The 20,896-nt window shown below is 59.2% G+C and carries 20 protein-coding genes and 1 tRNA gene; 10 read left to right on the top strand and 11 right to left on the bottom strand.

From position 1 onward, the window contains the following. Nucleotides 1-329 precede the first annotated feature (329 nt). The 3 genes from J7413_RS04930 to J7413_RS04920 form a co-directional block, all read right to left on the bottom strand. Nucleotides 330-1,103 carry an HpcH/HpaI aldolase/citrate lyase family protein gene (locus J7413_RS04930; RefSeq protein ID WP_209096870.1) on the bottom strand — a complete coding sequence of 258 codons (774 nt, stop codon included), beginning with the start codon at nt 1,101-1,103 and terminating at the stop codon, nt 330-332. 154 nt (nt 1,104-1,257) lie between these two features. After that, complete coding sequence (locus J7413_RS04925; RefSeq protein ID WP_209096868.1) at nt 1,258-3,177, bottom strand: Hint domain-containing protein; 1,920 nt, start codon at nt 3,175-3,177, stop codon at nt 1,258-1,260. A gap of 697 nt (nt 3,178-3,874) precedes the next feature. Beyond that, a tRNA-Thr gene (locus J7413_RS04920) sits at nt 3,875-3,949 on the bottom strand. An 87-nt stretch (nt 3,950-4,036) separates the two neighbouring features. Between J7413_RS04920 and J7413_RS04915 the strand changes: the two genes are divergently transcribed. From J7413_RS04915 to hisD, 5 genes are all read left to right on the top strand, one after another. Next, entirely contained in the window at nt 4,037-4,213 is a 177-nt protein-coding gene (locus J7413_RS04915) for a hypothetical protein (protein WP_209096866.1), read from the top strand. 5 nt (nt 4,214-4,218) lie between these two features. Next, entirely contained in the window at nt 4,219-5,484 is a 1,266-nt protein-coding gene (gene murA / locus J7413_RS04910; RefSeq protein WP_209096864.1) for a UDP-N-acetylglucosamine 1-carboxyvinyltransferase, read from the top strand. Then, nucleotides 5,481-5,960, top strand: a complete 480-nt coding sequence (locus J7413_RS04905) for a DUF2948 family protein (protein ID WP_209096862.1) — start codon at nt 5,481-5,483, stop codon at nt 5,958-5,960. The genes murA and J7413_RS04905 overlap by 4 nt, the downstream gene beginning before the upstream one ends. Next, the gene (locus J7413_RS04900; protein WP_209096860.1) at nt 5,957-6,445 is read left to right on the top strand and encodes a GNAT family N-acetyltransferase; all 489 of its coding nucleotides are present in this window, start codon (nt 5,957-5,959) and stop codon (nt 6,443-6,445) included. Before J7413_RS04905 ends, J7413_RS04900 begins: the two co-directional genes overlap by 4 nt. Before the next feature lie 73 nt (nt 6,446-6,518). Further along, nucleotides 6,519-7,826: a histidinol dehydrogenase gene (gene hisD, locus J7413_RS04895; protein WP_209096859.1), complete on the top strand. Its 1,308-nt coding sequence runs from the start codon at nt 6,519-6,521 to the stop codon at nt 7,824-7,826. Here hisD and J7413_RS04890 read toward each other — a convergent pair. Continuing rightward, a complete protein-coding gene (locus tag J7413_RS04890) occupies nt 7,823-8,140 on the bottom strand; it encodes an HNH endonuclease (RefSeq protein ID WP_348538724.1) in 318 nt (105 codons plus the stop codon). The two genes, hisD and J7413_RS04890, sit on opposite strands and share 4 nt — an antisense overlap. A 121-nt stretch (nt 8,141-8,261) precedes the next feature. On the opposite strand from J7413_RS04890, the gene J7413_RS04885 reads away from it, so the two are divergent. Next, entirely contained in the window at nt 8,262-9,413 is a 1,152-nt protein-coding gene (locus J7413_RS04885; protein WP_209097324.1) for a TIGR03862 family flavoprotein, read from the top strand. A gap of 10 nt (nt 9,414-9,423) precedes the next feature. Here J7413_RS04885 and J7413_RS04880 read toward each other — a convergent pair whose 3' ends face one another. The 4 genes from J7413_RS04880 to leuS form a co-directional block, all read right to left on the bottom strand. Beyond that, nucleotides 9,424-10,014 carry a glutathione S-transferase family protein gene (locus J7413_RS04880; protein WP_209096857.1) on the bottom strand — a complete coding sequence of 197 codons (591 nt, stop codon included), beginning with the start codon at nt 10,012-10,014 and terminating at the stop codon, nt 9,424-9,426. A gap of 90 nt (nt 10,015-10,104) precedes the next feature. Then, nucleotides 10,105-11,130, bottom strand: a complete 1,026-nt coding sequence (gene holA / locus J7413_RS04875; RefSeq protein ID WP_209096856.1) for a DNA polymerase III subunit delta — start codon at nt 11,128-11,130, stop codon at nt 10,105-10,107. Next, nucleotides 11,127-11,630, bottom strand: a complete 504-nt coding sequence (gene lptE / locus J7413_RS04870; protein ID WP_247743340.1) for an LPS assembly lipoprotein LptE — start codon at nt 11,628-11,630, stop codon at nt 11,127-11,129. The genes holA and lptE overlap by 4 nt, the downstream gene beginning before the upstream one ends. Beyond that, entirely contained in the window at nt 11,617-14,190 is a 2,574-nt protein-coding gene (leuS, locus tag J7413_RS04865; RefSeq protein WP_209096854.1) for a leucine--tRNA ligase, read from the bottom strand. The genes lptE and leuS overlap by 14 nt, the downstream gene beginning before the upstream one ends. Before the next feature lie 184 nt (nt 14,191-14,374). Between leuS and J7413_RS04860 the strand changes: the two genes are divergently transcribed. After that, on the top strand, nt 14,375-15,637 hold the full coding sequence (locus tag J7413_RS04860; RefSeq protein WP_209096852.1) for a glycosyltransferase family 4 protein: 1,263 nt from the start codon (nt 14,375-14,377) through the stop codon (nt 15,635-15,637). A gap of 58 nt (nt 15,638-15,695) precedes the next feature. Here the strand turns inward: J7413_RS04860 and J7413_RS04855 are convergent, their stop codons facing one another. Next, nucleotides 15,696-16,166, bottom strand: coding sequence for a DUF3576 domain-containing protein (locus J7413_RS04855; protein ID WP_209096851.1), 471 nt, complete (start codon nt 16,164-16,166; stop codon nt 15,696-15,698). Between the two features lie 313 nt (nt 16,167-16,479). Between J7413_RS04855 and J7413_RS04850 the strand changes: the two genes are divergently transcribed. Both J7413_RS04850 and J7413_RS04845 read left to right on the top strand, forming a co-directional pair. Beyond that, on the top strand, nt 16,480-17,394 hold the full coding sequence (locus J7413_RS04850) for a porin (RefSeq protein ID WP_209096849.1): 915 nt from the start codon (nt 16,480-16,482) through the stop codon (nt 17,392-17,394). Between the two features lie 108 nt (nt 17,395-17,502). Further along, a complete protein-coding gene (locus J7413_RS04845) occupies nt 17,503-18,153 on the top strand; it encodes a YggS family pyridoxal phosphate-dependent enzyme (protein WP_209096847.1) in 651 nt (216 codons plus the stop codon). 66 nt (nt 18,154-18,219) lie between these two features. Here the strand turns inward: J7413_RS04845 and J7413_RS04840 are convergent, their stop codons facing one another. Both J7413_RS04840 and ribA read right to left on the bottom strand, forming a co-directional pair. Further along, nucleotides 18,220-18,714, bottom strand: a complete 495-nt coding sequence (locus J7413_RS04840) for a L,D-transpeptidase family protein (RefSeq protein WP_209096845.1) — start codon at nt 18,712-18,714, stop codon at nt 18,220-18,222. Next, nucleotides 18,711-19,802 carry a GTP cyclohydrolase II gene (gene ribA / locus J7413_RS04835; RefSeq protein ID WP_209096843.1) on the bottom strand — a complete coding sequence of 364 codons (1,092 nt, stop codon included), beginning with the start codon at nt 19,800-19,802 and terminating at the stop codon, nt 18,711-18,713. Before ribA ends, J7413_RS04840 begins: the two co-directional genes overlap by 4 nt. A gap of 163 nt (nt 19,803-19,965) precedes the next feature. Here ribA and J7413_RS04830 point away from each other — a divergent pair, with 163 nt between their 5' ends. Continuing rightward, nucleotides 19,966-20,652, top strand: a complete 687-nt coding sequence (locus tag J7413_RS04830; RefSeq protein WP_209064738.1) for a response regulator transcription factor — start codon at nt 19,966-19,968, stop codon at nt 20,650-20,652. Nucleotides 20,653-20,896: the final 244 nt, after the last annotated feature.

The raw sequence follows: 20,896 nt of genomic DNA, 5'->3' as shown, positions 1-20,896 counted from the left end.
CCCCGCCTCTGCAACAGAAAGTTCCGTGCGCTTCAGCGTCAGGGCCACGCCTCAAAGGAGAGTCCTGGCGCGACGCCCCCCATATCCTTGGTTTTTAAGGACGATGCCAGAAGATTTTCAACGAAACGACGAAAGAGTTGTAGCATATGGCGGGCAGAGAGCGCCTAAAATTTGAACGCTTTTCGGGCGCGCTTTGCGTTGATCTGCACAAAAGGGGGGCGTTCAGTGGCGAGTAGTGGCATGCCAAGCGGGCATTTGCGCAGCGCTTGGCACATGATTTGCGCCTGTTTCAGGCGCGATCACAGGGCTGGTTTGCCGGTTAGATCAGGTCAAATCAGCGCTTTGACATCGGCGGATAGCTTGCGCGCGGTTTGGGCGAGGATGAACGTGTCCATGCCCACCGCCACAAAAGTCGCGCCGAGATCCAGATAGGTTTTTGCCGCTTGTTGAGAGAAGGTGAGGATGCCTGCCGCTTTACCCGCTGCGGTGATTTTTTGGATGGCTGCGGCGATGGCGGTCTGCACCTCCGGCGCATCCGAATTGCCCGGAAAGCCCATGTCCGCCGACAGATCTGCGGGACCAATGAAGACCCCATCAACACCGTCGACAGCCAGAATCTCATCCAGTTTATTGAGTGCTGCGCGGCTCTCGGCCTGCACCAGCACACAGATTTCTTCGTTGGCGTTGCTCACATAGTCGGCAATTTCACCAAACCGGGTCACCCGCGCACCCGCGCCGCCCATGCCGCGCACGCCTTCCGGCGCATAGCGGCAGGCCCGCACCACAGCGGCCGCCTCTTCGGCGGTGTCAATCATCGGCACCAGCACGGTTTGCGCGCCCGCATCCAGCACCTGTTTTAAGATCCAGTCCTCATAAATGGGCACCCGCACCACCGGATGGCTGTCACTGCCGTTCATCGCACGCAGCTGGTCGGTGATGGAGAGCAGATCATTGGGGGCGTGCTCGCCGTCCACAACCAACCAGTCAAAGCCAGTGGTGGACATCAGTTCCGCAGCAAGTGGGCTGCCAAAGCTCATCCAGCATCCGATCTGAGGCTGGTTTGCGGCAAGCGCTGCTTTGAAGGTATTTTTGGGCGCTGGCATGGAGGCTCCGTCTCAGTTGTTTGATTGGGCGCGAGTTGAACAGGCAAGGCGCGCTCTGTCCAGCACCGTGCCCTAAATCGCCCTGCCAAAACGAGAAAGGCTGACCCGAAAGTCAGCCCAACCCTTAGCCCCGCCCAGTGTCTTTGGGGAAACCTTAGCCCAGCAGAAGCGCTTCGTTGCCTTTCAGCGCCATACGCGCCGCCGGGTAGCTGTTTGACGCTTCCAGATTTTGCAGCTCAGGAAACAGCGCGTAAATTTCGTCCCGTTGCTCTTTGCCGATGCCATCCAACGAATATTCACCGGGTTGGAAACTCTCGCACCAGGCGCCATCTGCCAACACCACCTCGTGGTGGTCACACATGAAGTGGATGTAGTCGACACCTGCCGTGTCCACTTGGTCCACGCCGTCGAGATGGAGCAGGTGTTTTGCCGCCACCAGCACTTCACGCTCTTCAAACAGCAGTTCGGCCTGCTCAGACACCAGAAGCATCCGGTGGTTGGGCGACACCATCATGTCACGCTCAGGCTGATTTGGCCCCAATGCCCCCTGCTTGATCAGGATGGGGCGCAGCTTCGGTGCCAGCATGAGATCCAGACCAGACACATGTTTGCGCCCGGTCCAGCGGATTTCTTGCAGCCCGTTGTCTCGGGTCACAACTTTGTCGCCCGCTGTCAGGCACTCCACGGCCACCTCCCCCCTTGGGGTCAGAATTTTCGTGCCGGGCGTAAAGCAGACAATCACCGGAACATCAGAGATGTTCTCAATGTTACGGAAGATTGCGGTGCCGGTTTCAACGCCATCAGCATCCAGAAAATGGATGGTGCCGTTTTCTCCGTTATCCGGGTCAAAGGTGATGCGCAGTGAGCCACCGGGATTGGCGTCTTCCGCCGCGCGGAACAGATTGATCGTGTCAAAGTCGACACCGGTTTCACTGCCGTCGATCACATCACCGGGACCAATCAGAACAAAGGTGTCTTGATCCGCACCGCCCAGCATGGTGTCTGCGCCATCCATGCCCACCAGTGTGTCATCGCCAAACTGACCAAACAGGCTGTCGTCGCCCGCGCCCCCGATCAGCAGATCGTCTGCCTCAAAGCCGTTCGAAACAGTGACCGTATCAAAAAACACATCGCTGATCGTTGCATCGGCTGGGGCATCGTCCAAGCTGACCGTGCGGATCAACAACCGCGCAACAGGGCCCGGAATGTCCACAATGACAGAGTTGTCAGCGTCCAGCGCGTCGCCTTGCATGCTGCCACTGGCAATCGCGGCTTCGGTTGTGCCGTCCCCGTCAATGTCCACCAGATGCAGATTGGTTGTGGCGCTTGGCGTGGCGGTGACTTCGATTGGATTGCCGTCAGCGTCCCAGGCGCTCACCTTGACCACCGACCCCTCATCAATGTCATTGATGCGGAATTGGACATTTTCGACCGGGGTCGAAAACTCCAGGGTCTGCTTTGTTGTGGCGTTTACAAATGCGCCCGTGGTCGACTGAGCGCCGCTGTTGGCATTGGCAGTTTCGGCCCCGGTGTCGATGCCACTCACCAGTTGGGCGTCCGTTTCAAAAGTGGTGCCGCTGGTGGCCTGAAGCGTTACGCTGACGGAGCCTGTGTCCTGCACCTGAGATCCAGAAATCGCTTCGCCATCAGTAGCGGCGTTCAAAGCGTTCCAATTGAAGCTCTCGCGGACGGTTTCCATGCCCGCTGTGGGGGCGTTGCCGGGTTTGTAGTCGCCAAAGATGACATCGTCGCCCGCACCACCAAACACCGTGTCATTGCCGACGCCGCCGACAATTTGATCATCGCCCGCAGGGTCCGTGCTGCTGGGGTCTGTGCCTGTTTCATCAGCCAGAACCAGGTCATCGCCTGCGCCAGCGAAGACCGTGTCGCTGCCGTTGCCAGCAAAGATCGTATCGTCTCCAGACCCAGCAAGAATCAGGTCGTCCCCGTCCTGCGTGCTGATCACGTTGCCGCTGTTATCGACCGTATCGCCCCCAGTGTCAGTGGTTCCAACAGCGATGGTGTCTGCGTCTTCAGTGCCGTCTACAATCCCCGGTCCGTTTGGATCAGCCATAGTACCCTCTTTCCGCCAATCGCTTTGCCGCGCGACACATCTGAGACACAGGCCGCAAAAAGCGGCTCTGCGCCGCAGCAAATGCGGTCGCAAATGGCATCGATCAGATGCATTTCCTAGTGCGTTGGCTGCCCCTAGCCGAACTCATCCCCCAGTCGGACGTAGGTTAAATATGCGTAAATCATGCCGCTTAAGAAACAAAAACTTCGCAAATTTGACGAAAAGCGACGGAATTGTGGCGTGCCCGAAGGCGGGAGAGGGCGGTTTGAAAACAGAGGCTTGCGACTGATTGTTTCGCAATTTGGGCGCAATTGTGGCGCGCGAAAGGGGAGGTGTGTGCGCAAAAGTGCCTTATTGCTGCCTTTTTTGTAAGGCGGCGCATTGCGTGTCGCGTTGGGTGCGCTCTGGTGTTTCCGAGTTGGAACCAATTCAGTTTTGAAGGTCGTGGCCGTGGCGATTGCCGGATCAGGGTTTCTGCTGTCATGATCTCTGTTTCTTGAATTGAACCAAAGATGGGCGCGCGCGCGGATTTTGCCGCAATCGATGACGATCGAGGCGAATCATCGTTGATGAGTCGGATGATTCTCTCGTGGGGGTAGCTCGCGTTCTGACATGACAACCGGATAAGTAATCACTGCTTCAGCGAGCGCTGCCTCCGCAGCGCGCGACTTTGCATCATCAGATGTCGGGAGGGCGGTGGTGCTGCTGGGGAGGATTGAACTCCCGACCTCACCCTTACCAAGGGTGCGCTCTACCACTGAGCTACAGCAGCGTTACCGTGGCGCGGCTTTTAGGCCCAAACTCTGACGGGCGCAAGGCCTATCTGGACGCTTTTTTGCACCTCATGTAAAGAAAGTTCATGGAACGCAAATCGACCCCTATAAATAAAGCCAAAAAAGCCTCAAACCGGGATGACCGTTTGAAGGCCGCATTGAAAGCCAACATGGGGCGCCGTAAGGCGCAGGCGCGTGCGCGCGCTGCTTCTACGGAGGCGTCCGAGGATATTGAGGCCACACAGAGCAAAGAGCAGGATTAAACAAAATGGATTCGATAATTGTGCGCGGTAACGGGCCGCTGAATGGGCAGATCCCGATTGCCGGGGCCAAAAATGCCTGCCTGACTCTGATGCCGGCCACGCTGTTGAGCGAAGAGCCGCTCACGTTGACGAATGCGCCCCGCCTGAGTGACATCAAAACCATGAGCCAGCTGCTGGGCTCTCTGGGGGCTGAAGTGACCAGCCTGCAGGATGGCAAAGTGCTGGCCATGTCCAGCCATGACATCAACAACCATGTGGCCGACTATGACATCGTGCGTAAAATGCGCGCCTCCAACCTCGTGTTGGGGCCCATGCTCGCACGTCTTGGACATGCGGTTGTGTCGCTGCCGGGGGGCTGCGCAATTGGCGCGCGTCCGATGGATCTGCATATCTTCGGCCTTGAAAAACTGGGCGCCGAGATTGAGCTGAAAGACGGTTATCTGCATGCCAGCGCACCAAAAGGTCTGAAAGGCGCGGTGATTGAGCTGTCTTTCGCCTCTGTGGGCGCAACCGAAAACATCCTGATGGCCGCAACATTGGCCAAAGGCACCACAGTGATCAAAAACGCCGCACGCGAGCCCGAGATTGTGGATCTGGCCACCTGCCTGCGCGCCATGGGCGCGCAGATTGACGGTGATGGCACCTCCGAGATCACCGTTCAGGGTGTCGACCGTCTGCATGGCGCGACTCACCCTGTGGTGACAGACCGTATTGAACTTGGCACCTTCATGCTGGCCCCGGCTTTCTGTGGTGGCGAGGTTGAGCTGCTGGGCGGACGTCTGGATCTGGTGGAAAGCTTTGTGGCGAAACTCCATGAGGCGGGCATCGATGTGGAAGAGACCGAAAAGGGCCTGAAAGTGGCGCGTAAAAACGGCCGTGTGAAAGCCGTGGATGTGACAACAGAGCCGTTCCCCGGTTTCCCAACCGACCTTCAGGCGCAGTTTATGGCAATGATGTGTACCGCCGAGGGCACATCGGTGCTCGAAGAAAAGATTTTTGAGAATCGCTTCATGCACGCCCCGGAGCTGATCCGCATGGGCGCCAATATCGAGGTACACGGCGGCACTGCGACAGTGCACGGTGTTGAGCGTCTGAAAGGCGCGCCAGTGATGGCCACCGATCTGCGCGCCTCTGTTTCGCTGATTCTCGCAGGTCTCGCGGCCGAAGGGGAAACCGTGGTCAGCCGTGTGTACCATCTGGATCGCGGCTATGAACGGGTCGAGGAAAAGCTCGGCAATGTTGGGGCCCATATCGAAAGGGTAAGTGAGTGACACAGGACGCGCGGTTTGAAGATGGCGGCGATCGCCCGCTGAACCTTGGGGCGCTGGATGGGGAAGACCTTCAGGTCCTCTCCACATTGGCGCAGGATGCGGTGTTTCCGGCCACGGAAATGCAGTGGCTGCCCAAAGAGCGCCGGTTTGCCATTCTTCTGAACCGTTTCCGCTGGGAAGATCAGACCTCTGCCGAGGCGCGCGGCCGCACGGTTGAGCGGGTGCAATCTGTGTTGCTGTTTGAAAACGTGCTCTCTGTGGCCTCTCAAGGCGTGACACGCAGCGATGAGGAGACGATTCTCTCGTTGCTCTCCGTCGGTTTTGAGGCAGGCGAAGATGCCGACGGTCTGGTGACGCTTACGCTTGCCGGGGACGGTGCGATTCGTCTGAAGGTCGAGGCCCTTGAGGCAACGCTCAAGGATGTGACCCGCCCCTATCTGGCGGTGTCCAAAACCACGCCGAGCCACCCGGAATGATCCGCCCCCTCACGCCGGAGGATCTGGAAGCCTATAAAGCGCTCTGGATCCACGGGCTGACCACCGAACCAGAAGCCTTTCTGCTGACCGCAGAAGAAGCCGCAGGCGCGCTTGACAGCAGCTTGATTGCGAAACTCGCCTCTGGTGCGGTGATTGGGGCCTTCGAAGGCACGGCGCTGGTCGGCTTTGTCGCCATGCATCAGGGTGGCCCACAACGGTTGCGCCATATGGCAGATGTTGGCCCGCTCTATATTCACCCATCAGCCCGGCGACGCGGGTTGGGTCGCGACCTCATGAGAGCAGTCATTGACGCCGCCAAAACACGCGGCTTTTTGCAGCTAGAGCTTTGTGTCGATGCCACCAACACCGGCGCGCGCGCGCTTTATGAGGCGCTGGGCTTTGCGCAATTTGGCCTGCGTCCGCGCTCTGTCATCGTAAACGGCGTGCCGCGCGATGATGTGTTGATGCTCAAACCGCTGGACTGAACGTCGCGCAACGTCGCTCACGGCTTGAGACCCCCTGCGCCCCCCGTTAAGACTTCGCGCAAAGGAGAGACCCATGCCGCAGTTTCTAAACAGCTCTGATGCAGATTTCGAAACCCGCTTTGCGGCGCTACTGAGCGCCAAACGCGAAGACAGCCCGGATGTGGATGCGGCGGTGGCCGACATCATCGCAGACGTGCGCCATCGTGGCGATGCGGCAGTGATCGAGCTGACGGCGAAGTTTGACCGTCTGGAGTTGACCCCAGAAACCCTGCGTTTCTCTGAGGCCGAAATCGAAGACTATTGTGCGCAGGTGAATGACACAGACCGCGCCGCGCTGGAACTCGCAGCCGAGCGCATCCGCGCCTACCACGCCCGCCAGATGCCAGAGGATGCCAGCTGGACTGACGAAAGCGGCGCAACGCTTGGCTGGCGCTGGACGCCCGTCTCTGCCGCAGGGCTCTATGTGCCCGGTGGTCTCGCGAGCTACCCGTCTTCTGTGCTGATGAACGCGATCCCGGCCAAGGTCGCAGGCGTGGAACGCCTCGCCATTGTGGTGCCCACCCCGGACGGTGTGGCCAATCCGCTGGTGCTTTTGGCGGCGAAACTCGCAGGCGTGGATGAAATATACCGCATCGGCGGGGCGCAGGCCGTGGCTGCGCTGGCCTATGGCACCGATACCATCGCGCCGGTCGATAAAATCACCGGGCCGGGCAACGCTTTTGTGGCGGCTGCCAAACGTCGGGTGTTTGGCAAGGTCGGCATCGACATGATCGCCGGGCCCAGCGAAATCCTCGTGATTGCGGACAAAGACAACAACCCTGACTGGATCGCGCTTGATCTGCTGAGCCAGGCCGAACACGACGAAAGCGCGCAGTCCATCCTGATCACCGATGATGCCGATTTTGGCGCCGCCGTGGCCGCAGCGGTGGACAAACGGCTCGAAACCCTTGAGCGGCGTGAAATCGCCGGGGCGAGCTGGCGCGATTTTGGCGCCGTGGTGACCGTGCCGGATCTCGCAACCGCCGCCGCACTCTCCAACCGCATCGCGCCAGAGCACCTGGAGCTTTGTGTCGCCGACCCGGATGCGCTCGCAGAGGATATCACCCACGCGGGGGCGATTTTCCTGGGTCAGTATACGCCAGAGGCGATTGGCGACTATGTCGGCGGCCCCAACCACGTGCTGCCCACGGCGCGCTCCGCCCGGTTCAGCTCTGGCCTGTCGGTGATGGATTTCATCAAGCGCACGACGCTGTCTAAAATGACTCCGGCGGCGCTGAAGGCGATTGGCCCGGCCGCCGAAACGCTGGCGATATCCGAAAGCCTTGAGGCTCACGGCCTTAGCGTGCGCGCGCGCCTTGATGCGCTCAACGAGGGCAGCTAACGCTTTCTGCGCCCGCCCGGTGTTTTGGAATGAAATCCCGGCGGGCGTTTGGCCACCCAACGGATGAACTTTGCCAGTCGGGGGTGGCCTTGCAGCGCCTCAATTGTGTGAAACGCCTGCGCCAGCTCTGTTTCCGTAAGCGTGGCGTGAATCTCATTGTGACAGATCTGATGCAGCAGCACAGTCGCCCCACCTTTGCCGCCGCGCAGCCGGGGAATCAGGTGGTGTTTGCTTTGCCGCGCCTCCTTGGGGATCGGGCGGCCACATAGGGGGCAGATCGGGTCAGGCTGGCTTTCTGAGATGGCCACGGTCACAAACACGCGCTTTTTGATTGAGTTGCAAGGTGAAGGCAGGCAAGAGCATATCCCAAGTTTCCCTGCTTCGAGCAAAGATGATGTCGCGCGCTTTCTTCTTCAACCACTGTTTGGCCCTATGATGGATGCCTTGGTCATAGGCGCGGGCCCGGCCGGGCTGATGGCCGCCGATGTGCTCTCAGCAGAAGGGCATAAGGTTGTTGTCTGTGAGGCCAAACCCTCTGTGGCGCGCAAGTTTCTGATGGCGGGGAAATCCGGCCTCAACCTCACCAAGAACGAAGCCTTCGCGCCTTTTCTGGCGCACTTTGCGGAAGCCGCCCCGCATCTGCGCCCAATGCTTGCGGAATTTGGTCCACAGGAAGCGATCGCTTGGGCTGAGTCCTTGGGGCAGGAAATGTTCACCGGCTCCTCTGGTCGTGTGTTTCCCAAAATCATGAAAGCCTCGCCGCTCCTGCGCAATTGGCTCAGCCGCCTTGCCGCGCAAGACGTGGAGATTCGCACGCGCTGGCGTTGGACAGGCGGGGCTTATGAGTTTGATACGCCTGAGGGCCGCCAGATTTTGAAACCACGCGTCTGTGTGCTGGCCTGTGGCGGCGCAAGCTGGGCGCGGCTTGGGGCGGATGGCGCATGGGCCAACTGGCTCGATGCCCCCAAAGCGCCGTTTCAGCCAGCCAATATGGGATTTGTGGTGGCGTGGTCCGCCCATATGGCCCGCCATTTCGGCACGCCCGTCAAAAATGTGACCCTCTGCGCCGGTGATCAGAGGATTCGCGCGGAGTTTGTGATTTCTGCACGCGGCCTTGAAGGCGGCGGCATCTACGCCATCTCCCGCGCCCTGCGTGAGGGTGCAGCTCTGACGCTAGATCTATTGCCGGATCTTTCCGTGGAGGAGATCCGCAGCCGCCTTGCCAAACCACGCGGCAAGGCAAGCCGCGCCAATCATCTGCGCAAGTCCCTGAAACTCAGCCCGGAAAAACAGGCGCTGTTGATGGAGTTTGGCCAGCCTTTGCCCGATGATCTCGCACCGCTGCTCAAGGCCTTGCCAGTAACTCATTCCGGCCCACGCCCCATGGATGAGGCGATCAGCACCGCAGGCGGGCTGACATTTGCCGGTCTCTTGCCTGAGCTGATGTTAAAATCCCAGCCCGGTGTGTTCGCCGCTGGTGAAATGCTGGATTGGGAGGCCCCCACAGGGGGCTATCTGCTCACCGCCTGTCTGGCCACAGGCCGTTGGGCCGGGCAGGGCGCCGCGCGCTGGCTTTCTGCGCACTGAGTTTGGCCCCTCAGCCTTTCTTTGGCACCAGCCGCCGAAACGCCTCTCTCGCCCGTGTGTGTTTGATGTAGGGCACCAAATCTGTGTTTTCGGTGTCAAACCCTGCAAACTTGGCCCATGTCGCGCAATGGGTCAGCACAATATCGGGAATCGTGAAGTCGTCGCCCATCAGGTAAGGGCCTTTGCGCCGCGCCATCACATTGTGAATGCCGCGGTTGTATTCCCAGTTCAGCGTGTCTTTGATTCCCGGCACTCGGCGTTCTTTGGGCAGGATAAAACTGTGTCGGCTCGCCGTCCAAAGAGCGGCCTCCACTTCATCCAGAATTTGTTGCGTCACGCTGTCTTGCTGCGCCCGCGCAATGGTGCCTGTCGGAGCGGTCAACGCCCCGTGTTTGTCGGCCAGATAAGTCAGAATCGCTGTGCTGTCGGTGATCTTGTGATCGCCCTCAATCAGGATCGGCACTTTGCCTGTCGGATTGTGCTGACGCACGATCTCACTTTGCGGCTGCTCTGGCTGCAATCTGTAGGGCTGGCCCAGTTCTTCCAGCATCCAAAGCACGCGAATCGCGCGGCTTGTGGGGCTTCCGATCACGTCATACATGGCTGCACTCCCTCTCCATAACAGAAGGCTGCACGCCTGAGCGCAGGCAATCAAGCGCCGCTTGGCCAAATTGACGCGCCGTCGCGCCCGTCAGCGCCGCGCCAACATCGCGAGGCGCAAAAACAGCCGCTCCACCAGCGCCATCTCCGGCGCTCGCTGCCCGGCAGAGCGCAGTTGCAGGTCGGTGTCCGTCAACCCTGTCAAAGCCTGCTCGAGTTTTGCCGCCCCCCAGCCAGAGGCCTGACGCACCATGCGGTCGCGGCGGGGGCCAAAGATCGGTGGGCGCATGCGGGCGATTCCGGCAGAGGCGCCGCCGGGGTCCGCCGCCGCGCTGTAAAGCGCGCGAAAATGCCGGGTTGCGGAGATGATTAGAAAAACAGGGTTCACCCCCTGCGCCTCTAGCTTACGCAACACTGGGCCCAGCTCTTGTGCGCGCCCCTCTGCCACGATGTTGAGCACATCATCGAGCGCCGCCTCAGTCGAAACAGGCGCGCAGGCCATCACGTCTTCTGAGGTGACCGGGGTGTCATCTTTGAATTTATAAAGCGCGAGCTTTTCACAGGTCTGGCGAAAATCGCCCGGATCCAGCTCTTTGGCGAGGTTGGCCAGATCGGTCATCGCCGCGCCCTGAATGTCGCGCAGCCCGGCGGCCTTCAGATCGGCTTCAATCTCCTCGCGGCTCGGCGGATCATTATAGATTCCCACCGCATAGGCATTGTTGTGCCCTTCAAACGCTTTGCGGATTTTGGAGCTCGCCTTGAGCTGTCCGGCGGTCACCACAATCTGTGCATCGCCCGGCGCCCAGTCTTCCAATGCAGACAGAATCGCCGGCGCTGTGGCATCGGTGGCCTCTTCCACAAAGGCCACGCGTGGGCCGGGAAAGAAGCTCACTTCCTTGATGGCATCATTCAGCCGCGCCTTGTCCTTGCGCAGCTCTGCGCCGGGAATGCGGGTCAGGCGCATTTCCTCTTCGCCCTGCGGGCCAATGAGGGCGGCGATCAATTCCTGACGTTTCAAGGCCACGCGCATGGCATCGGGTCCAAAAATCAGCATCCCGGTGCGATCCTGCTCCGGGTTGCCAAAATACCGATTGGCCTCGCGCGCGCTCAGTTTCATGTGGCTGCGGCCGCCTCAAACGCCTGCAGCTCTGCCACAATACGATCTGCAAGAATCACGCTCAGGCGCTCATAGGCATCATTGCGCGCAGCAAGTTCCGAAACGGTGGTGCCGCTCGCGGAATAGCTCACAAAAGAGGACACCTTGCCAGAGGTCCGCACCTCTTTGCTGTCGATCCCGCGCAACGCATAGGTGGCGGATCCGATCACATCAAAGCGGTCGGTTTCCTGCGCCACGGTGCGTCCCACCGCGCGCTCAGACAAGTCCAGCGCCAGTGACAGCCCGTATTCGGCGTTCACGCCCGGTTGGCCCAGCCGGTCTTCCAGCTCGCGCACCAACAGAAAGCTTTCGCTGGCTTTGGGTTCATCCACCAACACATTGTTGAGCAGGTTCCGCCCGCCGCCCCCCGGCCCGTAGACAGGGGTGAAGCCACAGCCGCCCAAGGGAACACCAAGGGCGGCAGCTGACAGAAGAAAAGAGCGGCGATTAAACGACGACATTCACAATCCGACCGGGGACAACGATGAGTTTCTTGGGCTGGGCCCCATCCAGCGCACGCTCCACAGCTTCGTGGGCCAGCACCAGTTTTTCAACCTCTTCTTTTGCCAAGTCTTTGGCCACGGTGATTTCGCCACGACGTTTGCCGTTGATCTGGATCGGCAGCGTTACGTTTGCCTCAACCAGCATCGCTTCATCCGCCACAGGCCAGGCCGCATCCACAACCATGCCTTCACCGCCCAGCATCTGCCAGATGTCCTCAGACAGGTGCGGTGTCATCGGTGACATCAGCTGTGCCAGCGCTTTGGTGGCTTCCCGTTTTGCGTCCCCACCGGCTTTGGATTTCGCCAGCGTGTTGGTGAAGGCATAGAGTTTCGCAATCGAGGCGTTAAAGCCAAAGCTTTCCACACCCAATGTCACATCACGGATTGCCTTGTGCATCTCGCGCAGCAGGGTCTCATCATCCTTGCCCGCGCCGGCAGGCATCTCTGCCACCTCGCTCGCAATACGGTGCACACGGCTCAGGTGTTTATAGGCCGCCTCCGCGCCAGAGGCGGTCCATTCCACATCGCGTTCGGGCGGGCTGTCTGACAGCACGAACCAGCGCGCTGTGTCCGCGCCGAACGAGGTGATGATGTCCACCGGATCCACCACGTTGTTTTTGGACTTGGACATTTTGGCAGAGGGGATCACCTCCACCGCCTCGCCGGTCTCTTTTACAAATGTGCCGCCGTCGCGCTCTTCCACTTCCGCGGGGTAGTGGTAGATCGCACGGCCATTGTCATCGGTGCGCACGGCGTTCTTGTAGATCGCGTGGGTCACCATGCCTTGGGTGAACAGCGCATCAAACGGCTCTTTGGCGCTTTCGGGCAGGTGGCCACAGATGTGCATCGCCCGCGCAAAGAAGCGCGAATAGAGCAGGTGCAAGATCGCGTGCTCAATGCCGCCGATATACTGATCGACGTTCATCCAGTACTCGGCATCCGCCATGGAGGTCGGCGTGTCCGCCTTCGGCGCTGTAAAGCGCGCGAAATACCAGGAGCTGTCCACAAAGGTGTCCATCGTGTCGGTTTCACGCTGCGCAGGCGCACCACAGTTCGGGCACTTACAATCGCGCCAGCTTGGGTGACGGTCCAACGGATTACCCGGCACCGAGAAATCAATTGCCTTGCCGTCTTCGTCATACGGCAGCGCAATCGGCAGGTTCTCTTTCTTCTCCGGCACCACGCCACAGCTTTCGCAATGCACAACCGGGATCGGGCAGCCCCAATAGCGCTGACGGGACAGGCCCCAGTCGCGCAGACGGAAGTTGGTCACGCCTTTGCCCCAACCCGCGTTTTCGACAAAGTCGATGGTTGCGTCGATGGCTTCCTGACCGGTGGCCTCATCCAATCCGGCGAAGTGATTGATCCACTTCACCTTTTCTTCTTTGGGCGGCACAAAGGCGGTGTTTTCCACTGGGGTTTCATCGCCAAGCGCAAAGAATGTGTCGGTGACCGGCAGGTCGTACTTGCGGCAGAAATCAAGGTCGCGCTGGTCATGCGCGGGGCAGGCAAAGATCGCGCCGGTGCCGTAATCCATCAGAATGAAGTTCGCGATCCAGACCGGCAGCTCCCAATCCGGGTTCAGCGGGTGCTTCACTTTGATCCCGGTGTCAAAACCAAGCTTCTCGCCGGTTTCAATCGCTTCCTCGGTGGTGCCGCCTTTGCGGCACTCCGCGACAAAGGCTGCAACGTCTGGATTGCTGGCTTCCAGCTCTTTGGCAATCGGGTGATCTGGTGAAATACCGACAAAAGACGCGCCCATCAGCGTGTCAGGGCGGGTGGTGTAAACGGTGATCGCCTCGCCGCCATCCACACGCTCAAAGCCGAATTCCAGACCACGCGACTTGCCGATCCAGTTTTCCTGCATCAGGCGCACCTTGGCAGGCCAGTTCTCCAACCCGTCGAGCGCGGTCAGCAGCTCATCGGAATAGTCGGAAATCTTGAAGAACCACTGGGTCAGCTCACGCCGCTCCACCAGCGCACCAGAGCGCCAGCCACGGCCGTTTTCCACCTGCTCATTGGCCAGAACGGTCATATCAACCGGATCCCAGTTCACCACAGCGTTCTTGCGGTAGACGAGACCTTTCTCAAGGAAATCAAGGAACAGCGCCTGCTGCTGGCCGTAGTAATCTTCATCACAGGTGGCAAACATGCGCGACCAGTCCAACGACAGGCCCAGCGGCTTCATCTGCTCGACCATCGTGTCGATGTTGGAATAGGTCCAGTCTTTGGGGTGGCCGCCGCTTGCCATTGCGGCGTTTTCCGCAGGCATGCCAAAGGCGTCAAAGCCCATCGGGTGCAACACATTGTGCCCGGTGGAGATTTTATAGCGCGCGATCACATCCCCCATGGTGTAGTTGCGCACATGCCCCATATGCAGCTTGCCTGACGGGTAGGGGAACATCTCAAGCACGTAATACTTGGGCTTGCTTTCATCCCGAACGGCTTTGAAAGTCTCGGTCTTGGCCCAGGCTTCCTGCCAGCGGGCTTCAATCTCGGCGGGGCTGTAGCGCGACATAGGGTGTCACCTTTTTGTTTCTGGTCTCTGCCACCAAAAGGGGGCGCGGGTTTTGGATGGTGATAGGCCGCTCTGCGCCCTTGGTCCAGCAAGAAGCGGTGCAATTTGACCTATGCACCCGCTTACCAGCGCCAATTTCTGCGCTATACAGATCAAAACAGAGCATTTTGACAGGTACACGCGTTTGAAAATCCTATTTATTCATCAGAATTTCCCCGGACAGTTTAAACACCTTGCTCCCGAACTGGCCGCGCGCGGGCACGATGTACGCTGCATCACCCTGCGCGTGAACGAAGAGGGCGGCTGGAAAGGTGTCAAGCTCTACCCCTACAAGATCGGGCGCAAACCGGCGCAAGGGCTGCACCCGTGGCTTGTGGATTTTGAAACCAAAGTTCTGCGCGCAGAGGCCTGTTTTGCCGCGGCGCGTCGATTGCGCGATCAAGAGGGGTACACCCCCGACGTGATCGTCGCCCACCCCGGCTGGGGAGAGCCGATGTTCCTGCGTGATTTGTGGCCGACCGCGCGCATCGGGCTTTACAGCGAACTTTACTATGCGCTCAGCGAAACAGACACGGATTTCGACCCGGAATTCCCTAAGGCCAATATGGAGACAGATTCCATTCGCCTGCGTTTGAAAAATCTCAACAACATGATGCACCGGCAGGCGGTTGATCTCTGTATCAGTCCCACCCGCTATCAGGCGTCGACCTTCCCACCGGAATATCAGGACATCATCAGCGTGATTCACGACGGCATCGACACTGATGTTGTGCGCCCCAACCCTGAGGCGCAATTGTCCTTGCCGGATGGCAGTGTGTTGACCTGTGAGGATGAGGTCATCACCTTCGTGAACCGCAATCTGGAGCCTTATCGCGGCTATCACGTCTTCATGCGGGCCTTGCCGGAGTTGCTGAAGCGGCGCCCCAATGCGCAGGTGTTGATCGTGGGCGGTGACAGCGTCAGCTATGGATCCGCAGCGCCCAAAGGTCAGACATGGAAGCAGATCTTTATTGATGAGGTGCGCGGCCAGATTCCGACACCCAACTGGGAACGTGTGCATTTTTTAGGAAAAGTGCCGTACGATCAGTTTCTTGCGATGCTGCAACTCAGCCGGGCGCATGTCTATCTGACCTACCCATTTGTGCTCAGCTGGTCGCTGCTTGAGGCCATGGCGATTGGCGCACCCATTGTGGCCAGTGACACGTCGCCGGTGGCCGAGGTGATCAAGCACGGCGAGACCGGGCGTTTGTTCTCCTTCTTTGAAGGCGCACAGATGGTTGAGGAAATTTGCACCGTGCTTGAGGATCCGGACCTGCGGGCCAGCATGGCGGCGGCCTCTCGAGCCTTTGCGGTCAAACATTATGATCTGCAAACCCGATGCTTGCCCCAGCAGCTCGCCTGGATAGACCAGCTCTATGAGATGCAGCCCGGCACCTTGCGCAGCTGACACAAGAAAAGCCGCAGAGCTGTCTGCGGCTTTTCTTGTCTGGTGTATGTGCCAGATATCAGATCTTTTTGTCTTCAATGCGCAACTGACGGGCGCGGGTCAGAATGGCGTCCTCTACCGCACGTGCTGTGCTTTCCGGCACTGCGCGTCCTCCGTTAGACTGCAGCGCCACGTTCAACGACCGCGCATCCAAAGCTGCGTCGCGCACAAAAATCGTCGCTCTGTAAGAGCGGCCACCACCCGGAGGCGTGCCGTAACCGGTTGAGATGACGCCACTGAACGGATCCACTGTCTGGATTGGCAGGAAATCCAAAACTTCCTGCGACGCAGCCCAGATATATTTGTTCACCCGAACGGTTTGATCCGCGTTGTCTGGGCCAAAGGCGTCCCAGATCGTATCTTCTTCCGCGGATGTGTCTGCCGGGCGTACCTCACCAAGTGTGTTGCCGCCGGCACCGTTGCCGCAGGCGCTCAAAGTGGCGATGGCGACAATAGCAACCATCATAAAGGGACGACGTAGAAGTTCCATGAAACTGCCTCAAGACGTGATTTGTAACCGTCCTAGCCAAGCTGCGCCTGTTGGGCAAGACTCTTGGGGGTAAACTGCCTGTAATCGCCATGTAGGCAGCCGGCATATCTGCCCTAGGGGAATGTAGGGGCCTCTGGGGCGTCACCAAGACCGGGAAGTAGACTGTGGCATGTCTGCACCACGTGGGCCTACAATCTCTGAAAGCTTTGCGCCACGCTTGCAAACAGGCCCCCAAAAGAGCGAGAGACTACCCCATACCCAATTACGGATTCTCCGGGTTGGGCGCATGAATTGGAAATCCGAGGGAAAAATCATGAAAAAGATTCTCTTCGCTTCGACTGCTCTGGTTGCAACCGCATCCGTTGCAGCAGCAGACGTAACTTTCGGCGGTGCAGGCCGCTTTGGTCTTCAGTACGACGAGAGCCTGGCTGACGAAACCATCCTGGATCACCGTATCCGTGTGAACATCACTGGCCTGACCGAAACTGACGGCGGCGTGAAGTTCGAAGGCCGTATCCGTCTTCAAGCTGAAGACACTGCAGGCTTCGGCTCCAACGGCACCGGCCCTGGCGGCGTTGGCTTCGCAGTATCCACCGGCGGCATCCGTGTTGACGTTGGTTCCGTATCCGACGTGTTCGACTCCGGTGACGTTCTGAACTGGTCCGGCTACGAAATCGGTTACACCGCGATCTCCGGTCAGACTTCTAACTTCTCTGGCTTCGATCGTAACGGTTTCTCCGGCTCCGCTGACGATGGCAACCAGACCATCAAACTGCGTTACACAGCTGGTGACTTCACCGCATCTGCTTCCTACTCCATGGAAGACGGCGAGAACGGTCTTGGCCAAGGCAACGCTTACTGGCAGATCGGTGGCGGCTACTCCTTCGGCGCACACAACGTTGGTGTGATGTTCGGCGACAGCGACGCAGACAACTCCCAGTGGGCACTCGGTGTTGACGGCTCCTTCGGTGACTTCGGTTACTCCGTACTGGTTGCTGACAACGACGCAATGGACGACGTAGCATTCGGTGCTTCCGGTTCCTACAGCATCTCCGCTGCAACTTCCGTGAACGCACACGTTTCCACCGGTGGTGACGACGCAAACGACACCGCATACGGTATCGGCGTTTCCCACTCCCTGGGCGGCGGTGTTTCCCTGGGCGCAGGTGTTGGCTCCAACGCTTCCGGCAACACCATCGGCGACCTGGGTGTGGTCTTCAACTTCTAATAGTTGATCGACACCAAGTCTTTGGGGCGGGCTCGCAAGAGCCTGCCCCTTTCTTTTTGTGCCAAAGCATGATTTGTCGCGTCCCAACACCATCAAGAGAGGCCGCCCATGTCGCTGACCGAAATTTCCGATCGCATCGCCAAAACTGAAGCCTCCGCAGGCCGTGCTGCTGGGGCAACCCAATTGATCGCCGTCAGCAAGCGACAGCCAGACGACCGTGTGGCAGATGTGCTGGCGCAGGGGCATCGGCTGTTTGGGGAAAATCAGGTACAGGAAGCCGCAGGCAAGTGGCCTGCGTTCCGCGAAACCTATCCGGATGCCAAAGTGCATCTGTTGGGTCCGTTGCAAACCAACAAGGCACGTCAGGCGCTCGGTCTTTTTGACGCCATTCATTCGCTGGATCGCCCAAAGCTCGCCAACACTTTGGCCCGACTCGCACAGGAAGAGGGACACTGCCCTGATCTCTTCATTCAAGTAAATACCGGAGAAGAAGCGCAGAAATCCGGGATACTGCCCGCTGACACAGATGCATTTGTCGCAGACTGCCGCGCGCTGGATTTGCCGGTGGTTGGCTTGATGTGCATTCCACCTGTGGACGAAGAGCCAGCCCTGCATTTTGCACTGTTGGCCAAACTTGCCAAACGCAACGATCTGGCAGGTCTGTCCATGGGTATGAGTGGCGACTATGAGCGTGCGGTGGCGCTTGGGGCCACGCATGTGCGTGTGGGATCCGCAATTTTTGGTGCGCGGACCACATAAGGCACAGCGTTTCGCTGAGGTGGGATGCCTCCGGCGGGGATATTTCAGGAATGAGAATGCGCGGGGTTAGGGCACAATCACCCGTGTGCCGGGGACAACCCGGCGCGCGATCCAATGGAGATCCGCGCGACTGAAGGCGATACAGCCCTCTGTCGGATATCCGGGACGCCGCCATTGATGTAGAAAAATCGCGGAGCCGCGCCCGGCAACAACATCACGCCAATTCCAGTCGGTGAGCAGGATCAGATCATACAGCGGGTCTGCCCGGCGCAGGGCTTCATGGCTGTCTGGGAACGGTGCGCGCACCTGCTGGTTGTAATCCTGATGGCCCGGCGCATCACACCACAGGTCGTCTTTGCCAATCGCCAGCGCCCAGGTGCGCGGTTCGGCCATGCGATCGGCGCGATACAGCATGCCGACGATCTTATGCACGCCGCGCGGCGTGGCCCCGTCCCCCTCGCGCTTGCGGCCGCTGATCCCGCCTTTGCCGATACTGCAGGGAAAATACCTTCCCTGAAAACGCACGCCACGTGGGGTCAGCACCAGATCATCAGGGGTCATAACATGTGCCCGGATTTGTGGGCCTTGGTCGCAAGATAGGCCTCGTTGTGAACATTCTCGCCAACCTTGAGCGCCACCCGCTCGGCCACAGATACCCCGGCATTCTCCATCATGGCGATCTTGCGCGGATTGTTGGTCAGCAGGCGCACCTGCTCAAATCCCATTTCCTGCAGGATCTTAGCCCCAATGCGGAAGTCTCGCTCATCATCTTCAAAGCCAAGACGGTGGTTGGCTTCCACGGTGTCAAATCCTTGATCTTGCAGAGAATATGCGCGCATTTTGTTGGCCAGGCCAATCCCGCGTCCCTCTTGGTTGAGGTACAACAGAACGCCTTCGCCCTCCGTGCCCATCTGGTCCAGCGCAGCATGAAGCTGTGGGCCGCAGTCGCATTTCAGGCTGCCCATCACGTCGCCCGTGAAACAGGCAGAATGCAGCCGTGCCAGCACAGGTTTGTTGCGTGCGGGACGCCCGATTTCAATCGCGTAATGTTCCGATCCGCCATCCTCTGGGCGGAAGATGTGCAACCGCCCGGCCTCTGCCGCCGCCATCGGCAGGCGGGCATGCACCACCGGGTGCAGCGGGCTTGTGGCAGACAGATGCGGTGCAGCCAGATCGTGTGAAATCACCGTCAGCCCGTGTTCCAGCGCAAACTGGCCCGCATCGGGTAGGGCCATGGTCAGCGCCGCTGGCAAAAGCTGCGCGGATTTCACCAGCTTTACGGCGGCGCGATGCAGATCCGCGTTACCATCGCGCGCTGTGGCCAGGGGGCCCTTCATCGGGTTTCTCAGGTCATCTTCTGGCGCTGCGATGCTTTGCAGCCACGCAAGATTCGCGTCCTGCGGCAGGGCAATGCGGGCCACATCGCCATCATAGACCCGCGCTTTCAGAGTCTCGGCACGCCGCGCCGTGATCACCAGATGAGGTGTTCCCTGCATTGCACGCACATTTGACAGACGTCCCTCGGTCAACGTCTCCGCCGCCAGCACCAACAGAGGCACACCGTCTCCAGTCAGAACAATCGGCACCCCCATGCGCAGATCTGCGCGGGCGCGGGCCAGTCGCTCGATTATGTCAGGTGCAAAACTCATGTGAACCTCAGCTAGTTGCGCCACACATGTAGCCTTCCTTGCAGCAATATGAAACATTTGCCACTGCTGAAACACGAGGGCGTGAGAGTTTTGCAGCAAATCTTGTCGTCAATGAAATGCTAGCACAGTTTCACTATCACCAACGCAAACGAGGAGGCGGCACATGGCGCAATTGAAAAAGATCCTGCTGGTAGACGATGATGACGATCTGCGCGAGGCGCTGTCTGAACAACTGGTGATGACAGAAGATTTTGATGTCTTTGAGGCCGCCAATGGCGCGGACGCGATGAGCCGTGTGAAAGAAGGGCTGTATGACATCATCATCCTCGATGTGGGCCTGCCTGACACAGATGGGCGTGAGCTCTGCCGCCTGATGCGCAAGCAGGGTGTGAAAAGCCCGATCCTCATGCTCACCGGTCACGACAGCGATGCTGACACCATTCTGGGCCTTGATTCGGGCGCCAATGACTATGTCACCAAGCCGTTTAAGTTCCCGGTGCTGCTTGCGCGGATTCGTGCGCAGCTGCGTCAGCATGAGCAATCTGAAGACGCGGTTTTCCAGCTTGGGCCATATACGTTCAAGCCGTCGATGAAACTGCTCACCACCGAGGATGATCGCAAGATTCGCCTGACGGAGAAAGAAACCAACATCCTGAAGTTCCTCTATCGGGCCACCGAAGGTGTTGTGGCACGCGATGTTCTGCTCCACGAGGTGTGGGGGTACAACGCTGGCGTCACCACCCACACGCTGGAGACCCACATTTACCGTCTGCGTCAGAAGATCGAGCCCGATCCCTCCAATGCGCGGCTTCTGATCACAGAAAGCGGTGGCTATCGTCTGGTGGCATAAAACCGCCGATGAGATGCCGGGGTATTTTGCTGGGCCCCGGCAGCTCCTAAATATGATACAGTGGTCGGGTGAACATTTGAAACGCGCACCATTTGCAACGACCAAAGAGTTCCCGCCCATGTCCGGGTTATGACATGAACCTCCCTGTTGGACTGGCCCGGGCTCCGGCTCGGGCCTTTTTTGTGCCTAGGGTCTGGGCGTCTCTCCCTTGGCGCAGCTTTCGGATTGGCAGCGCCCGCCCGCC

The organism is Shimia sp. R10_1 (assembly GCF_017744095.1).
Classification (GTDB): Bacteria; Pseudomonadota; Alphaproteobacteria; order Rhodobacterales; family Rhodobacteraceae; genus Shimia.
The sequence above is the reverse complement of the archived record's forward strand: the minus strand, read 5'-3'. Positions and strand labels throughout refer to the sequence as shown.

Coding starts and splice junctions, on each gene's coding strand:
- J7413_RS04830 (WP_209064738.1), top strand. CDS start 19,966: ATGGCGCAATTGAAAAAGATCCTGCTGGTAGACGATGATGACGATCTG.
- J7413_RS04880 (WP_209096857.1), bottom strand. CDS start 10,014: ATGTATGACGTGATCGGAAGCCCCACAAGCCGCGCGATTCGCGTGCTT.
- J7413_RS04855 (WP_209096851.1), bottom strand. CDS start 16,166: ATGGAACTTCTACGTCGTCCCTTTATGATGGTTGCTATTGTCGCCATC.
- holA (WP_209096856.1), bottom strand. CDS start 11,130: ATGAAACTGAGCGCGCGCGAGGCCAATCGGTATTTTGGCAACCCGGAG.
- ribA (WP_209096843.1), bottom strand. CDS start 19,802: ATGAGTTTTGCACCTGACATAATCGAGCGACTGGCCCGCGCCCGCGCA.
- J7413_RS04900 (WP_209096860.1), top strand. CDS start 5,957: ATGATCCGCCCCCTCACGCCGGAGGATCTGGAAGCCTATAAAGCGCTC.
- murA (WP_209096864.1), top strand. CDS start 4,219: ATGGATTCGATAATTGTGCGCGGTAACGGGCCGCTGAATGGGCAGATC.
- J7413_RS04840 (WP_209096845.1), bottom strand. CDS start 18,714: ATGACCCCTGATGATCTGGTGCTGACCCCACGTGGCGTGCGTTTTCAG.
- J7413_RS04925 (WP_209096868.1), bottom strand. CDS start 3,177: ATGGCTGATCCAAACGGACCGGGGATTGTAGACGGCACTGAAGACGCA.
- J7413_RS04915 (WP_209096866.1), top strand. CDS start 4,037: ATGGAACGCAAATCGACCCCTATAAATAAAGCCAAAAAAGCCTCAAAC.
- hisD (WP_209096859.1), top strand. CDS start 6,519: ATGCCGCAGTTTCTAAACAGCTCTGATGCAGATTTCGAAACCCGCTTT.
- J7413_RS04850 (WP_209096849.1), top strand. CDS start 16,480: ATGAAAAAGATTCTCTTCGCTTCGACTGCTCTGGTTGCAACCGCATCC.
- J7413_RS04930 (WP_209096870.1), bottom strand. CDS start 1,103: ATGCCAGCGCCCAAAAATACCTTCAAAGCAGCGCTTGCCGCAAACCAG.
- J7413_RS04885 (WP_209097324.1), top strand. CDS start 8,262: ATGGATGCCTTGGTCATAGGCGCGGGCCCGGCCGGGCTGATGGCCGCC.
- lptE (WP_247743340.1), bottom strand. CDS start 11,630: ATGTCGTCGTTTAATCGCCGCTCTTTTCTTCTGTCAGCTGCCGCCCTT.
- leuS (WP_209096854.1), bottom strand. CDS start 14,190: ATGTCGCGCTACAGCCCCGCCGAGATTGAAGCCCGCTGGCAGGAAGCC.
- J7413_RS04845 (WP_209096847.1), top strand. CDS start 17,503: ATGTCGCTGACCGAAATTTCCGATCGCATCGCCAAAACTGAAGCCTCC.